Consider the following 16,425-nt stretch of genomic DNA (forward strand, 5'->3'; position numbering starts at 1 on the left):
CAAGAAGGTCGGCGCCGACAAGGCCGGCGTGATCGTCACCGATCGCGGCTTCATCCCGGTCGATGCGCAGATGCGCACCAACGTGCCGCACATCTTCGCCATCGGCGACATCGTCGGACAGCCCATGCTCGCCCACAAGGCCGTACATGAAGCCCACGTGGCCGCCGAAGTGGCCGCCGGCGAAAAGTCCGCCTTCGACGTCACCGTGATTCCGGGCGTGGCCTACACGCACCCGGAAGTGGCCTGGGTCGGCTACACCGAGGCGCAAGCCAAGGCCGAAGGCAAGAAGGTCGAGACCGCCAAGTTCCCCTGGGCGGCATCGGGCCGAGCCATCGCCAACGGCGCTGACTACGGCTTCACCAAGCTGATCTTTGATGCGGAAACCCATCGCGTCATCGGCGGCACCATCGTCGGCCCCTCGGCTGGCGACATGATCGGCGAAGTGTGTCTGGCCATCGAAATGGGCGCGGACGCCGTGGATATCGGCAAGACCATCCACCCGCACCCGACCCTGGGTGAGACCGTGGGCATGGCCGCCGAAGTGGCGCACGGCAGTTGTACGGATGTGCCGCCGGCGCGGAAGAAGAAATAAGCAGTTACGGCGCCGCCTCAATCGGGACGGCACCAAAGAGAAACGGCGACCGCGAGGTCGCCGTTTCTCTTTCAGAGGCGACTTGCCGCCCGGCGAGGGCCGTCGGGCAGAGCCCAAGACTCACGCGTGGAGACAACTCCGTTATCGAACTTTCGCCGAACACCCAACGAAAAACCTGGATATCATATCTCGCGAAGTGATTGGCGACTTGGTTCCCCAAGGCAAAAATTTCTATACCGAAATCGAGCAGATCCCAATTCAGAGAACATTCTCCCCGAACAGTAAGAATGTGCACCTTGGCCCCCACATGATCCACAGATTATAGAAATGACCGGAAACTCAAGAGCATTCTTCGCTCTCGGCATATGCTTCTTCATACTGGCAGCGAGCGATCAACTCGTTTCGCCAGTGGCGGATCCAGAGTCTCGGCTCTTTAGCCGGTTGCTCTGGAATCTTCAACAAGTATTCGGCGAAAACGCGACATGGATATCTCTGCTGATCATCGGTACGCTCATGTTTGTTCTGGCATTTATCGAATCTCGAAGGTAGCAAGCGCCAACAACTTGCGCAGCGACTTCGAGCCCGCGTAGGTCGAAAAAGCGAAGCGCCTTCCGACACCAGTGATTACCGGGACCGCAAACCGGCGGATGACGCTGCGCTTATCCGCCCTACGTGGCCGTCGGTGTAAACTCGGGGCTTCACCCGACACTGCCGAGACCCCTGGCATGCGCAAACGCGACGCCACGCTCTCCACCGACCAGAAAGCCCTCGCCATCAACCTCGACAAGTTGAAGTACGGCTCCATCGTGGAGATCGGGGCGGGTCAGGAGGTGGCGCGGCGGTTTTTCTCGGTAGGCGCGGCGGCGGGGACGATTGCCAAGACCATGTCGGCCTACGACATGGCGGTGAGCGACGATATCTACGGGCATGTGGATCGCTATGTGAGCCGGGCGCGCCTGCTGCAGATGCTGGACAAGGAGTTCAGCTAGCGTAGCCCGGCCGAGGGCTGCAGGCCCGACTCCGGGACTCATCGCCAAGCGCACCACCGCCCCCGGATTCCGCTGCGCTGCATCCGGGCTACGGATGGGCTACGCCAGAGCCATCGCTATTCAGGCCAATTCGATCGGCAACGCGGTTTTGTACTTGACCTGCTTGAGCGTCATGCTCGAGCGGATGTTGGACACATGCGGGATGCGCGCCAGCCGGTCGACGATGAAGCTCTGCAGCGCCTTGAGATCGGGCGCCACCACGCGCAGCAGGTAGTCCGAGTCGCCGGTCATGAGGTAGCACTCCATGACTTCGGGGTAGCTGTCGATGGTTTCCTCGAACACGCGCAGCGCGCTGCCGACCTGCTTTTCGAGGCTCACCTGGATGAACATCGAGATATCCAGGCCGACCGCTTCGGGGTCGAGCAAGGTCACGTAGCCGCGGATCACGCCCGAGGTTTCCAGGTCGCGCACCCGACGCAGACAGGGCGCGGGCGACAGGTGGGCGCTCTCGGCCAGGGCGACGTTAGTGATGCGGGCATCGGCCTGCAAGCGGTTGAGCAACGCGATGTCCGTCTGGTCCATCGCTGCCGCGTTTCTTTTGTTGCGCACTGCGTTACCCCGAAGTGATTTTATTGCTCATTCAAGCACTTATTCAGTCCATTTAGCAACAAATCGACCACCCTCTGAGGCTACAGTTTGCTGTGTGCCCGGCGGTGCGACGGTCAGGCGCGACGGCCGTGGGCGCCTCCGTCCAAAAAATCGATTCCAGTGAACTAGGACAATCGATTCGCCGGATCAGCACATTAGACTGAATCGCAACCTGCAACCCCCATCACCGCGTCTTGCCTCATCACGCGTGCGGTCTTTTCAAGGAGCCCGAGGGCCATGACACCGATTTCGCAACAGCCCATCCTCAATCCGGCCACCGACAGCGATCCGGACGAAACCCTCGACTGGCTCGACAGCCTGGCCGAAGTCATCGAACGCGACGGTCTGGCTCGCAGCGAATACCTGCTCGACCGGCTGATCGAATCGGGCCGGCGCGCCGGCGGGCGCTTCCACACCCGCCACACCACGCCCTACCGCAACACCATCGGCGTCGAGGCCCAACCGCCCTACCCCGGCGACCTCGACATGGAGGCGCGCATTACCGCCATCCACCGCTGGAATGCGCTGGCCATGGTGTCGCGCGCCAACAAGACGCATGCCGAGTTGGGTGGTCACATTGCCACCTACGCGTCGATTGCCGACCTGTTCGAAGTCGGCTTCAACCACTTCTTCCGTGGCGCCACCGAGTCGCATCCGGGTGATCTGGTGTATTTCCAGGCCCATGCCTCGCCCGGCGTGTATGCCCGCGCCTTCCTCGAAGGCCGGCTGTCCGAAGACCGCCTCGAACACTTCCGCCGCGAGGTGTCGGGCGGCATCGGCCGGGGCCTGTCGTCCTACCCGCACCCCACGCTGATGCCCGATTTCTGGCAGTTCCCGACCGGCTCGATGGGCCTCGGCCTGATCAGCGCCATCTACCAGGCGCGCTTCCAGCGCTACATGGAAAACCGCGGCATCGGCGCGCCCAGCGACCGCCGGGTGTGGGCCTTCGTCGGCGACGGCGAAATGGACGAACCGGAATCGCTGGCCGGCATCTCGCTCGCCGCGCGCGAGCAGCTCGACAACATGGTGCTGGTGGTCAACTGCAACCTGCAGCGCCTCGACGGCCCGGTGCGCGGCAACGGCAACGTGGTGCAGGAGCTCGAAACCCTCTTTGCCGGCGCCGGCTGGAACGTCATCAAGTGCCTGTGGGGCAGCAACTGGGACGTGCTCTTCGCGCGCGACCGCGAAGGCTGGATCCTGCGCCGCATGGCCGAAGCGGTCGACGGCGAGTTCCAGAAACTGGCCGCCACCGACGGCCACTACAACCGTGAGCACTTCTTCTCGCGCTACCCGGAGCTGGCCGCGCTGGTGGCCAATATGTCGGACCACGACATCGACCAGCTCAAGCGCGGCGGCCATGATCCGGCCAAGATCTACGCCGCCTATGCCGCGGCCGTGGCCCATCGCGGCCAGCCGACGGTGATCCTCGCGCAGTCCACCAAGGGCTACGGCATGGGCGCCTCCGGCCAGGGCGCCAACACCTCGCACCAGACCAAGAAGCTGGCGCGCGAAGACCTCGGGCGCTTCCGCGAGCGCTTCGGGCTGCCACTGACCGACACCGACCTGGACGAGCTGCGCTACTTCCACCCCGGCGCGGACAGCGATGAAGTGCGCTATTTGCAGGAACGCCGCGCCGCGCTCGGCGGCTATGTGCCAACCCGACGCAGCACGGCGCGCCCGATGCCGCTCAAGCAGCCGGACATCTACGTGCCCTTCCATGCCGACTCGGGCGACCGCTCGATCTCCACCACCATGGGCGCCGTGCGCCTGCTCAACAAGCTGATGCGCGACAGCCAGCTCGGCCCGCGCATCGTGCCGGTGGTGGCCGACGAGGCGCGCACCTTCGGCATGCAGGACATGTTCCGCCAGTACGGCATCTACTCGCCCTGGGGCCAGAACTACACCCCGCAGGACAGCGAACAGCTGGCCTTTTACCGCGAGGACACCAAGGGCCAGATCCTGGAAGAGGGCATCACCGAGGCCGGCTCGATGGCCTCGTGGATCGCCGCCGGCACCGCCTACTCGCACAGCGACGAGCCGATGCTGCCCTTCTACATCTTCTACTCGATGTTCGGCTTCCAGCGCGTCGCCGACCTGATCTGGAACGCCGCCGACAGCCAGGCGCGTGGCTTCCTGCTCGGCGCCACCGCCGGGCGCACCACGCTGTCGGGCGAAGGCCTGCAGCACGAGGACGGCCAGAGCCACATCTACGCGGCCACCATCCCCACCTGCCGCGCCTATGACCCGGCCTTCGGCTACGAAGTGGCGGTGATCATCGAGGACGGTGTGCGCGCCATGATGAGCGACGGCGAAACCGCCTTCTACTACATCACGCTGTACAACGAGAACTATCCGCAGCCGGCCATGCCGGTGGGCGCCGAAGAAGGCATCCGCCGCGGCCTCTACCTGCTCAGCGAGAACAAGGACAAGAAAGCGCCGCGCGTGCAGTTGGTCGGCAGCGGCAGCATCCTGCGCCAGGTGCAGGCCGCCGCCGCGCGGCTGGCGGCCGACTTCGGCGTGGCCGCCGACGTGTGGAGCGCCACCAGCTTTGCCGAGCTGCGCAAGGACGGCCTGGACTGCGACCGCTGGAATCTGCTGCACCCGACCGAGACGCCGCGCACCCCGTGGGTGACGCAGCAACTGTCGAGCCGACAGGGCCCGGTGGTGGCTGCCACCGACTTCATGCGCAGCTACCCCGACCTGGTGCGCAACTGGGTCCCCGGCCGCTTCACCGTGCTCGGTACCGACGGCTTCGGCCGCTCGGACACCCGCGTGGCGCTGCGCGACTTCTTCGAGGTCGATGAACGCTACATCACGCTCGCCGCGCTCCAGAGCCTGGTCGCCGAGGGCAGCCTGCCGCGCGAGACGCTCGACGGCCTGATCGAGAAACTGGGTATCGACGCCGACAAGCCGAGCCCGCTGGCCTGAGACCACATTGGTGGCGGCGCGGGGCACCCCGCGCCCCCCTCACCACTCCGTTCGAGGTAGAGACATGAGCCGACTGATAGATGTGAACGTGCCGGACATCGGCGACTACAACGATGTGCCGGTCATCGAGCTGCTGGTGCAGGTCGGCGACACCGTCGCCGCCGACGACGCCATCGTCACGCTCGAATCCGACAAGGCCACCATGGACGTGCCCAGCCCGCAGGCCGGCGTGGTGCGCGAGCTGCTGGTCAAGGTCGGCGACCGCGTGTCCGAAGGCAGCGCCCTGGCGCGTATCGAAGCCACCGACGCGGCCGGCGCCACCGCACCCGCCGAACCGGCCCCAGCTGCCACACCCGCCCCCGCCGCACCGGCCCCTGCGCCCGCCGCCGCAGTCCCGCCGCCGGCCGCACCGGAAGCCGTCTCGGCACCGCCAGCCTCGGGCAAGCGCACCCACGCCAGCCCCTCAGTGCGCCAGTACGCCCGCGAACACGGCGTCGATCTGGCCGGCGTCAAGGCGAGCGGACGCAACGGTCGCATCACTCGCGAGGACGTCATCGCGCACATCAAGGCGATCATGCAAGGCGCCGCCACGCCGGCCAAGGCGGCGCAAGCCGCGCCGGGTACCCTGCTTGATCTGCTGCCCTGGCCGAAAGTCGATTTCGCCAAATTTGGCCCTATCGACACCGCGCCCTTGTCGCGCATCAAAAAGATTTCCGGCGCCAATCTGTCGCGCAACTCGGTGGTGATTCCCCATGTCACCAACTTCGACGACGCCGACATCACCGATCTGGAAGCCTTCCGTCAGCAAATCAACACCGAAAACGCCAAGAACCCGGAGGTCGCCAAGCTCACCCTGCTGGCTTTCCTGATCAAGGCCAGTGTGGCTGCGCTGAAGAAATTCCCCGAGTTCAACACCAGTATCGACGGCGACAAGCTCATCACCAAGCAGTACTACCACATCGCGTTCGCCGCCGACACGCCCAACGGGCTGGTGGTGCCGGTGATCCGCGATGCTGACAAGAAGAACCTCTATGCCATCGCCGACGAGGCCGGCGCCCTCGCCAAGAAAGCACGCGACGGCAAGCTCGGCCCAGCCGACATGAGCGGCGGCTGCTTTACCGTTTCGAGTCTCGGCGGGATTGGTGGCACCGGCTTCACGCCGATCATCAACGCCCCGGAAGTCGCGATCCTCGGCGTCACGCGCTCACAGATGAAACCGGTCTGGAACGGCCAGACCTTCGTCCCCCGCCTCATTCTTCCGCTGTGTCTGAGCTGGGATCACCGCGTCATCGACGGCGTCATGGCCGCGCGCTTTCTGGTGTACCTGCAACAACTGCTCGGCGACTTCCGCCGTGTCAGCCTGGACGGGTCATAGGTCGATTTCACCGGCACGCGACGCAATCGTCGATCAGCCGCGCTCCGAGCGCACGTTGATCGACGGGATTGCACGCGTGCCGGGATGGGACACCAGCGGACACGACAGCACGCGCAAGTCATCAAGACGAAATAACTCAGGCCTGACCTCCGCAGCCGCACCAACGCTCGACAGCCCCCGGACCGCTGAGCCGTAAATTCCACCCGAGCGACACGCGTTATCGCCAAACACGTCATCCAGATGCCGACCGCAAAACAAAAACAAAAAACCCAACCACCGTGAAGTGATTGGGTTTTTGCACAAATTTGGTTGCGGGGGTAGGACTTGAACCTACGACCTTCGGGTTATGAGCCCGACGAGCTGCCAACTGCTCCACCCCGCGTCAGAGAAACGAAACTTTAGACTAATTAATTAGCGTCGTCAAGGCTAATTTTTATAACTGGTGCCGGTTGCAGGAGTCGAACCCGCGACCTACCGCTTACAAGGCGGTTGCTCTACCAACTGAGCTAAACCGGCAAGGGGCTGGATTATAGCGCAAGCTGGCGCGCGTGGGCATTGTCAGATTTGGCCGCCAGACGGTCGCACGGCATAATCGAGACATTGATTTCAAGAACGCCGCCCTCAGCCACGGAATCCAACGATGCCCGCAGAGTCACCACGAGGCCCACGCCTTTGCGTGCTCCTTATTGAAGACAGCGAAGACGACGCGCTGTTGCTGGTCCATCGCTTTCGCAGCAGCGGTTACACGCTTGACGTTCTGCGGGTCGATACGCCGGATCAAACCGAGGCGGCGCTGCGATCACGCAACTGGGATGTGGTGATCAGCGATCACGATCTGCCGGGCTTCAGCGCCATTTCGGCCTTGGGCATCATCAAGCAACTTGAGCTGGATGTGCCCTTCATCATCGTGTCCGGGGTGATTCGCGAAGAGACCGCGATTACCGCCATGCGCGCCGGCGCGCACGACTATCTCTCCAAAAATCAGCTCGAACGCCTGATACCGGCCGTGGAGCGTGAGGTCCGCGAAGCGGAGAACCGCCGCCAAAGCCGGCAGGCGCTCGCCGCGCAGCACGAAGCCGATGCGCGATTTCAGGCCGTGGCCGCGAGTACGCCGGGGGTGATCTTCCAGATGACCCGACACGCCAGCGGCCAGCTCAGCTTTGCCTACGCGAGCGACGCCACGGACATGCTGCTGGGGGTGTCGGCGCAACAGCTTTGCGAAGACGGGGCGCACTTCTCCCGCATGTTGCTCCCCGACGATCACCAAGCCCTGGATGACGCGCTCGCTTCGTCGGCAAGCACGGGCGGACGCCTCAACTGGGAGGGGCGCATCCAGACGGGCGCCGGGGACACCAAATGGATCAACGTGCGTGGCTCGGTGCGCCGTGGCCCCATGCACGAGGCGATCTGGGAAGGCGTGATGTGGAACATCACCCACAGCAAGCAGACGGAAGCCGAGCTCAGGGCGTCACAGGACCACCTCAAGGCACTGTCCAACCACTTGCAACACGCCAAAGAGGAGGAACGCGAGCGGATCGCGCGTGACGTCCATGACGTGCTGGGCGGTCACCTGGTCGCGCTCAAGTTCTCGGCATCGCTCATGGCCTCGCGACTGGACGCGCCCGCGGAGCAACGCCTGGCGCAGGTAACAAGCATCGAGGCGCTGATTGATGAAGCCATCGACACGGTCAGCCGGGTGACCCGCGAACTGCGGCCCGGCATCCTCAAGGACTTCGGGCTTGCGGCGGCGATCGAGAGCCACGCGGAAGACTTTTCAAAGCGCACCGGCATCCATTGCCATGTGCTGTGCGCCGACGATGACATCGAATTGCCCGAGGCGGAATCCATCGCCTTGTTCCGGATTTTTCAGGAGTCGCTGACCAACGTCAGCAAGCATGCCAAGGCCGAGCATGTTGAAATCCGCCTTGTCCACACGGGCGACGGCGTCAGCCTTGAGGTCGGCGACGATGGCATTGGCCTCGCGGACACGGATCTGGCCAAGCCACATTCTTTCGGGCTGCGGGGCGTTCGCGAGCGGGTCACCAGCCTCGGAGGCTGTGTCGATTTTTCGCGCAGAATGCCCAAGGGGACGCGCTTGCAAGTCGTCCTGCCGCTCTCGGACATGTCCACCGCGTCTTCGGACCAGGAGCTTTCTTCATGAGCAAACGCATCCGCGTCATGATTGCCGACGACCATGCCATCGTCCGTCAGGGACTGCGCCAGATTCTGTCGGATATCGAAGACATGGAAGTCGCCGGCGAAGCCTGCAACGGCGTCGAAGCCCTGCAACTGAGCCGGGACGGCCAGTGGGATGTGGTGCTGATGGACGTCTCCATGCCCGACCGCAATGGCATCGACGCACTCAAGCTGATCCGCAAGGAGCAACCCAAGCTGCCCGTGCTGATTCTCAGCATGTATCCGGAAGAGCAATACGCCATCCGCGCGCTCAAGGCCGGCGCGGCGGGCTATCTGACCAAGCAGAGCGCGCCCGAACAACTCGTGACGGCCATTCGGCAAGTGGCCAGCGGCAAAAAATATGTGAGCGCCTCACTCGCCATGGAACTGGCCGACGCGATCGGCGAAGACACCGACCGCCCGCTGCACGAGAAACTCTCCGATCGCGAATACCAGACCCTGTGCATGATCGCCTCGGGCAAGACGCTGACCCAGATTGCCGACGAACTGAATCTCAGCGTCAAGACCATCAGCGTTTACCGGGCACGCCTGCTGGAGAAGATGCGCTTGCGGAACAATGCCGAACTCACCCACTACGGACTGAAGTTCGGCCTGGTCGAATAATCGGCGCGCCGCGGGCACACATTCTGACACTGTGCGCCGGGCTGGCCGCGCCAGAAACGCTAAAGATGTCCTGCTTGAATCCGATGTAGACCTGTACCGTCGGCACTTCATTTCAAAGGCGCAATCGCACTCATGGCGGATTTTTTCACTCCCTCCGAAATTGCACGTGAGTCCCTCAAGCGACTCGCCATGGACCGCGTCGCACCAACGCCCGACAACTACCGCGCCTACTATCACCGCATTGCCGGCACCAAAAGCATCGACGGCTTTCCTGAGGAGGCTTTTCGCGGCATTGCGTCCGAACTGCCAAAAACCTCCCCTGCTCAACAACGCTTTGCCCGACGCTTCGACGAAGCCATCAGCAGCCAGTCCTGGCCCGCCGTTCGCGCCGCTCTGCGCGAAGTTTCGGAGGCCACCGGCGCACCGGAAGTGCCTTGGGCGCCGCTGATACAGCAGATCATCGACCACATGGACCGGCACCACGCCGCGTTCACCAAAGCACGCAAAAAAGAATCGCTCAAGCATGTGCTGGATGCCTCAAGCACCGCCGCACCGATTCTTCACAGTCGCCTCAGCAATCTGATCAAACACTGGTCATCGAGCGCCAGCGATGACGACACCGCGGGCATCGAGCCCGCCGAACCGGCAGACAAAATCCCCGACAGCGCACCTGCACCGGCGCCCGGTCCGGCATCGCTGCCGAGCAGCACAGTGGCGCACGCCGGCATCCCGCCGGAAGTGTCGGGCGCGCTCGATGAACTCATGCGACGCGGCGTTGGCGCACTCTTGGCTGACGCTCCCGAACTTCAAACCCGCGTCACCCACTTCGGCGCACGGCTCAACCCGTGGCCCGACCACAGCGCGCAACCCGCCCTGCTGACAGATCTGCATGAACTCATCCTCAAACTCGAATGGAGCGGAGAAGACCTATCCGGCATCCGGCGGGCGCTCATTGCCTTAGTGCAGCTGTTGATCGACAACATCAGCAAGCTCGTCATCGACGACAAATGGCTCACCGGGCAGCTCAGCGTGGTCAGCGAAGCCTTTGCCCAACCACTGGACATCCGCATCCTTGATGAAGTCGAACGCCGCCTGCGCGACGTCATCGACCAGCAAGGCCGCCTCAAGCAAGAGCTGACCGACGCGCAGTTTCGCCTCAAGCAGATGCTTGCCGGCTTCGTCGACCGGCTCGCCGACATGAGCGAATCGGCCGGCAGCTTCCATGACAACCTCGAGCGCTCCTCGATTCGCATCGCCGAGGCCAAAGACATCAGCGAACTGAGCAATGTCGTCGAAGACATGCTGCGCGAAACCCGTGTCGCCCAGGAAGACGCCCGCCGCTCCCGCGACGACCTCACCTCACTGCAACAACAAGTCGAACAAGCCAACGTCGAGATCGGCAAACTCCAGAGCGAGCTGCATCACACCAGCGAACTCGTACGCCACGACCCGCTCACCGGCGCACTCAACCGCAAGGGGCTCGACGAAGCCCTTGAGCGCGAAATCTCCCGCGCGCGGCGCCGCGATGTTCCGCTCTGCGTCGGCCTGCTTGACGTCGACAACTTCAAGCGCATCAACGACACCCACGGCCACCACGCCGGCGACGCCGCACTTCAGCACCTGGCCGAGGTCATTCGCGGCAATCTTCGCCCGCAAGACAGCCTCGGGCGCTACGGCGGCGAAGAGTTTGTGATCATCCTGCCCGACACCGACGTCGAACACGCCGTCGCCGCCGTCACCCGCCTGCAACGCGCGCTCACCACCCGCTACTTCCTGGCCGAAGGGCAAAAACTGCTGATCACCTTCAGCGCCGGCGTGGCCCGCCTTGAAGCCGAAGAAGCCGCCGCAACCGCCATCGACCGCGCCGACAAGGCCATGTATCGCGCCAAGCGCGCCGGCAAGAATCGCGTCATGGTCGCCTGACGCCGCGCACACCCGCCGGGCGTGCCAAAATGGCGACCCGACCACCCCGCACGATCGCCCCGCCCATGCCCCGTTACGCCCACATCATTTTCGATCTCGACGGCACGCTGATCGACTCTGCCCCCGCCATTCTCGCCAGCTTCCAGGCCGCCTTTGACGCCGCCGGCAAAACACCGATCCGCCCCATCACGGCCGACATCATCGGCCCGCCACTTACTGAAACCCTGCAACTGCTCAGCGGCAGCGACGACGCCAACACCATCGCGACGCTCACCGAGCACTTCAAAGCCGCCTACGACGGCGAAGGCCTCAAGCAAACCACCGCCTACGACGGCGTCGGCGACATGCTCGCCAGCCTGCACGCCCAGGGCGTGATACTGCACATCGCCACCAACAAGCGCCTCGCCCCCACCCTGAAAATTCTCGACATGCTCGGCTGGCGCAGCTATTTCGACTCGGTCTACGCCCTCGACATGGTCACCCCCCGCCTGCCCAACAAGGCCGCCATGATCGCTCGCCTGTTGTCCGACCTGACCATCTCCACCGACACCGCCGCCTATGTCGGCGACCGCCTCGAAGACGGCGAATCGGCCAGCGCCAACGCACTGCCGTTCTTCGCCGCTACCTGGGGTTATGGCGCCATTTCGGTGACTCAACTTCTGCCAGGGTGGCAGGTTTTTCCAACACCCGACCCCGCTCGTTTGGCACCCCGCGACAACTGATCCAATGCCCGAGGCTTCTTGTTTAATTGAAGGGGAAAACCAGCCTTGTTCCAACAAGCATTAACGCACTGCGCGCGTAACATGACCCACTGACCCCATGGGATTCGCACGCCCGAAGCGTAGCGACATCCGCCCCATTCGCGAAAACCCGTGAGAACTCAGATGACGGAGCAGCAACATGCTGAAAATTGATCTGGCTTGTGGCAACAACAAACGTCCAGGATTCATTGGCATTGACTCGGTCAGGACCGAATCCACCGACATTGTCCACGACCTCACCAAGACTCCGTGGCCACTCGACAATAACTCGGTCGATGAAGTGTTCTCTTCGCATTTCATTGAGCATCTCACCGGCGACGAATTCATTCGTTTCATGGATGAGCTGTGGCGCATCCTAAAACCGGGCGCCAAAGCAACAATGATCGCGCCGTACTACACCTCGATGCGCTCGGCTCAAGATCCGACCCACAAACAACCGATCTGCGAGAACAAGTTTCTCTACTTCACAAAAGCTTGGCGGCAACTGAACCGCCTCACGCACTACCCCATCAAATCTGACTTCGAATTCAACATCAGTTACGCCATCAGCGATCCGCGCTGGCGAGATGCTCCGCCGGAAGAAAAGGCATACGCCCAACGCCATCTATGGAACGTGGTCGATGACATCATCGTAGTCGCCACCAAGCGCGACACCAGCTCACTTGGACGCACCCCAGACGCAGTCTCGCAACAGCACAACGAAAGCTACACCCGCATGCTCAATGCACGAGACTACCTGGACACCGACTACCAATACCTGCAAAAACTGATGACTGGCTGGGCTCACCAGCCGTCGATTCAGTTGCTGGTTCAAGTGCGCGAAAGCGAATACGCTATGCTCGCCAACATGCTCGATAGCTTGGCAGCGCAGCCCTATCCGGCTTGGTCACTTGCGGTCCTCGCCCCAACAGCCTGCCCAGATCCGGCCATCGCCGACCTCCCCCATATTGACTGGCTCAACTTGGGCACCACCGACATCACCGCCAAACAGGCCTTTGACGCAGTCGTCACCGAGCGCGGCGGTGACATTGTGGTTAACCTGCCGCCGGGCAGCGAGTTTGACCCGTTCTGCCTGTGGCGTATCGCCCATGAGTTTGCCACCCGACCCGCCATTCAAGCGCTGTATACCGACGACGACGTCATCCGCCTCGACGACGAACGCGTAGACCCCCGCTTCAAGCCAGACTTTCAAGTCGACTTCTATCGCAGCTGCGACTATATCGGCCCGATGTGGATGCGCCGTGATGCCTACTTGAGCGCCGGCGGCTTCAGCGAAATCGGTGGCGCAACGCACTACGATCTTGGGCTTCGCCTGCTTGACACGGCTGGCATTGACGCCATCGCCCACATTGCAGAGCCCTTGCTTAGCCTGCCGGTCTCGCCGACCCTGCTCATCGCCGATGCCGACGCCATGAGCGCAGTCAAAGCTCACCTGGCCCGCAATGGAGAAGCCGGCGAGGTCATGCCTGGCTCACTACACGCCACATGGCGCATCGAATACCAACATGACACCGCCGCAAGCGTGGATATTGTCATTCCCTTCCGAAATAGCCTGGAATACCTTGAGCCAGCCGTCGACAGCCTACTCAAGCACACGACCCACAGTCCGCTGAAGCTATTGCTCGTCGACAATGGCAGTGACGACCCCGACTGCCAAACCTGGCGCGAAAAGATCGAAACAAAACACGCCGACCGCATTCGCTTCATAGACGCCGACGGCGAGTGGAACCGCGCCCGCCTCAACAACATCGGCGCCGCCGCCGGCGATGCGGAGTGTTTGGTGTTCATGCACCACGACACGCAGGTACTTGACGACCGCTGGCTGCCGCGCCTTCTCAGTCACGCCCAGCGCGCCGGCGTCGTTGCGGTTGCACCTCGGCAGATCACTCCCGGAGAGCGCACGCTTGACTTCACTGGCAGCATCGTCGGTCTGAACCCGTTCATTGGCTCGCCTGACCGCGGGCACGAAACACTGGAATACCCAGGCTACCTCGGTCGGCAGCAGGTTGACCAGAACTACAACGTGTTGAATTCGGCCTGCCTGGCGGTTTCACGCAAAGCCTTCAAGCAGGTCGGCGGTTACGATGAAACCATGGGCTTGTCGACAAGCGAAAGTGACTTAACGCTGCGCCTTTCGGAGCATGGACGACTGGTCTGGACGCCTTGGGCCACCATTGCCCACTACAGCGACGACGCCCCGCCCCTGTCCGGCAAAGATCTGGCGTCGCGCCAGAACAGCGATGCACAGCGCCGCCTCGCCTTGCTGGACGAAGAACGCCGTTTCGTGCATCGACACATCGCACGCATTTCGCATGAAACCGCATGGAATCCCAAACTGGCTTTAGGTAGCGTTCGCCCGCAACTTGACGTCGGCTGCGCAGTGGCCTGGCACCATCTGCCGATCAATGACATCCCCCGCATCATCGCTGACCCGGTGCAGGGAGCGGGCGAATACCGCGTCCTGGCCCCACTACGCGCCGCCCGGCGCGCCGGCAAGGCCCTCAGCGCCGTCTTTAGCCCACCCTCGCCAGACAAACGCCGTATTCCCAGCCTGCAAGACATCGCACGGCTCGAAGGCGCAAAGAGCTACATCATCCATCACGGGTTCTCTGGCCAGCATCTCGTTATGCTGCAGCAGATTCGCGACTACCTGCCAGAGCTACTAGTGGTCGGCTCGATGGACGACCTGTCTACCGCCATTCCGCCAGAAAGCAGCGTGTTCAATCAATGGTCGCGCGACACCCGCTCCCGTGTCCGCGAGTCGCTCGCGTTGTGCCATCGACTGATTGTGTCTACCGAACCGCTGGCGGAGTTCGCTCGCACCATGGTCGACGACATCCGTATTGTCCCCAACCGCATCGAATGGGAGCGCTGGAAGGATGTTCACTCGCTGCGCCGGACAAGCGAAAAACCCCGGGTTGGCTGGGCCGGCGCACAACAGCACCAAGGTGACTTGGCCCTTATCGCCGAGGCCGTTCGCGAAACCCATGAAGAAGTGGACTGGATCTTTTTCGGCCTTTGCCCCGACGAGATCCGCCCCTATGTCAAAGAGGATCACGGCTGGGTCTCGTTCGACGACTACCCCTCCAAACTCGCCAGCCTCAATCTGGATCTCGCCGTCGCGCCCTTAGAAGTTAACGCGTTCAATGAAGCCAAGAGCAACCTGCGCCTGCTTGACTACGGCATCCTCGGCTGGCCTGTGATTTGCACCGATGTCGAGCCCTATCGCAATGCACCCGTTACACGTGTTAACAATTCGACACGAGATTGGGTCGAGGCGATCCGTGCGCATGTTGGCGACCTGGAAGCCACGGCCAAAGCTGGCGATAGTCTTCATGACTGGGTCATGGCCAACTACATTCTTGAAGAACATGTCGACGACTGGCTAAGTCACCACCTTCCCTGAACCTCTGTCAGACCGGGGGGGCTCATACCTCCCGGACCTCATCCTTGTCGCGGCATGCGTCCTGAACGTCGCGCCATCCGACACTCCCACTTCGCATGTTTCGGCGCCGACGCCCTTCTGGGCTCGGCGCCGAAAACCTTTGTGGCGATGGGTTTCAGCGTGTGATGCAAAGCAAAAAAAGATCTTCAGTTTTATTTTCTGTCGCCGTAGGTAGGGCCATGGGGACCGGCACATCAATGCCTACAAGATCCTCAGACAGACCAGATGAAACAGGAGCACTACCATGGCACAAGTCATCAACACCAACGTCTATTCGCTGAATGCTCAGCGCAACCTGAACCGCAGCCAGGAAGGCCTCGCCACCTCGCTGCAGCGTTTGTCCTCAGGTCTGCGCATCAACAGCGCCCGTGACGACGCCGCCGGCCTGGCCGTGGCACAACGAATGGAAGCCGATGCTCGCGGTCTGACCGTGGCCATGCGTAACGCCTCTGACGGTATCTCCTTCGCTCAGACTGCCGACGGCGCACTGGCCACCTCGGCCGACATGCTGCAGCGGATGCGCGAACTGGCCGTCCAATCGCTCAACGGCACCATCTCAGACACCGAGCGTGGCTATCTCAACGCGGAATACACCCAGTTGGATACCGAACTCGGCCGCCTGCAAGGCGCAGCAAAACTCAACAACCAATCAGTGTTCGGTAACTTTACGTTCCAGATTGGCGCGGGGTCTGCCGACAGCATGGGCGCAACCTTCACCAGCGTGGCATCGACGGCGCAAACCATTAGCACGACGGCAGCTGCGGCTGCGGCCATCACCGCAGTAGATGCCGCACTCAACAGCGTTGCCAGTAATCGCTCGACGATCGGCGGCGTGATGGGCCGGATGCAATTCACCATCCAGCAGCTTGAGACGGCTCGCGAGAACCAGTACGCCGCCCGTAGCCGGATCATGGACGCCGACTTCGCCTCTGAAACAGCCAACCTGACCCGTGCCCAGATTCTGC

General features: G+C 62.6%; 10 protein-coding genes, 2 tRNA genes and 1 pseudogene. 10 read left to right on the forward strand and 3 right to left on the reverse strand.

Annotated elements, in window-relative coordinates; genetic code table 11:
• The coding region (locus FHP89_RS20355) for an FAD-dependent oxidoreductase (RefSeq protein WP_186300435.1) at positions 1 to 592 on the forward strand (592 nt) is incomplete at its 5' end.
• A gap of 725 nt (positions 593 to 1,317) precedes the next feature.
• Positions 1,318 to 1,578: pseudogene (locus FHP89_RS20360) on the forward strand (TonB-dependent receptor); the annotation flags it as partial.
• A 123-nt stretch (positions 1,579 to 1,701) separates the two neighbouring features.
• On the opposite strand, the gene FHP89_RS20365 reads toward FHP89_RS20360, so the two are convergent.
• On the reverse strand, positions 1,702 to 2,163 hold the full coding sequence (locus FHP89_RS20365; RefSeq protein ID WP_144180236.1) for an Lrp/AsnC family transcriptional regulator: 462 nt from the start codon (positions 2,161 to 2,163) through the stop codon (positions 1,702 to 1,704).
• Between the two features lie 303 nt (positions 2,164 to 2,466).
• Between FHP89_RS20365 and aceE the strand changes: the two genes are divergently transcribed.
• Positions 2,467 to 5,157: a pyruvate dehydrogenase (acetyl-transferring), homodimeric type gene (gene aceE / locus FHP89_RS20370; protein WP_144180239.1), complete on the forward strand. Its 2,691-nt coding sequence runs from the start codon at positions 2,467 to 2,469 to the stop codon at positions 5,155 to 5,157.
• A 64-nt stretch (positions 5,158 to 5,221) separates the two neighbouring features.
• Entirely contained in the window at positions 5,222 to 6,532 is a 1,311-nt protein-coding gene (aceF, locus tag FHP89_RS20375) for a dihydrolipoyllysine-residue acetyltransferase (protein ID WP_144180241.1), read from the forward strand.
• 306 nt (positions 6,533 to 6,838) lie between these two features.
• Here aceF and FHP89_RS20380 read toward each other — a convergent pair.
• Both FHP89_RS20380 and FHP89_RS20385 read right to left on the reverse strand, forming a co-directional pair.
• Positions 6,839 to 6,914: transfer RNA gene (locus FHP89_RS20380), tRNA-Met, on the reverse strand.
• Positions 6,915 to 6,972: 58 nt separating this feature from the next.
• Positions 6,973 to 7,048, reverse strand: a tRNA-Thr gene (locus tag FHP89_RS20385).
• Positions 7,049 to 7,208: 160 nt separating this feature from the next.
• Between FHP89_RS20385 and FHP89_RS20390 the strand changes: the two genes are divergently transcribed.
• The 6 genes from FHP89_RS20390 to FHP89_RS20415 form a co-directional block, all read left to right on the forward strand.
• Entirely contained in the window at positions 7,209 to 8,693 is a 1,485-nt protein-coding gene (locus FHP89_RS20390) for a hybrid sensor histidine kinase/response regulator (protein WP_222105466.1), read from the forward strand.
• Positions 8,690 to 9,331, forward strand: a complete 642-nt coding sequence (locus tag FHP89_RS20395; protein WP_144180246.1) for a response regulator — start codon at positions 8,690 to 8,692, stop codon at positions 9,329 to 9,331. Before FHP89_RS20390 ends, FHP89_RS20395 begins: the two co-directional genes overlap by 4 nt.
• Positions 9,332 to 9,520: 189 nt before the next feature.
• The gene (locus tag FHP89_RS20400) at positions 9,521 to 11,254 is read left to right on the forward strand and encodes a GGDEF domain-containing protein (RefSeq protein ID WP_186300826.1); all 1,734 of its coding nucleotides are present in this window, start codon (positions 9,521 to 9,523) and stop codon (positions 11,252 to 11,254) included.
• Between the two features lie 65 nt (positions 11,255 to 11,319).
• Positions 11,320 to 11,976 carry an HAD family hydrolase gene (locus FHP89_RS20405; protein ID WP_144180252.1) on the forward strand — a complete coding sequence of 219 codons (657 nt, stop codon included), beginning with the start codon at positions 11,320 to 11,322 and terminating at the stop codon, positions 11,974 to 11,976.
• Between the two features lie 178 nt (positions 11,977 to 12,154).
• On the forward strand, positions 12,155 to 15,421 hold the full coding sequence (locus tag FHP89_RS20410) for a glycosyltransferase (protein ID WP_144180254.1): 3,267 nt from the start codon (positions 12,155 to 12,157) through the stop codon (positions 15,419 to 15,421).
• A 283-nt stretch (positions 15,422 to 15,704) separates the two neighbouring features.
• Positions 15,705 to 16,425, forward strand: a 721-nt coding sequence (locus FHP89_RS20415) for a flagellin N-terminal helical domain-containing protein (protein WP_144180257.1), incomplete at its 3' end; no start/stop codon positions are given.

The organism is Denitromonas ohlonensis, from assembly GCF_007625205.1.
Classification (GTDB): Bacteria; Pseudomonadota; Gammaproteobacteria; order Burkholderiales; family Rhodocyclaceae; genus Nitrogeniibacter; species Nitrogeniibacter ohlonensis.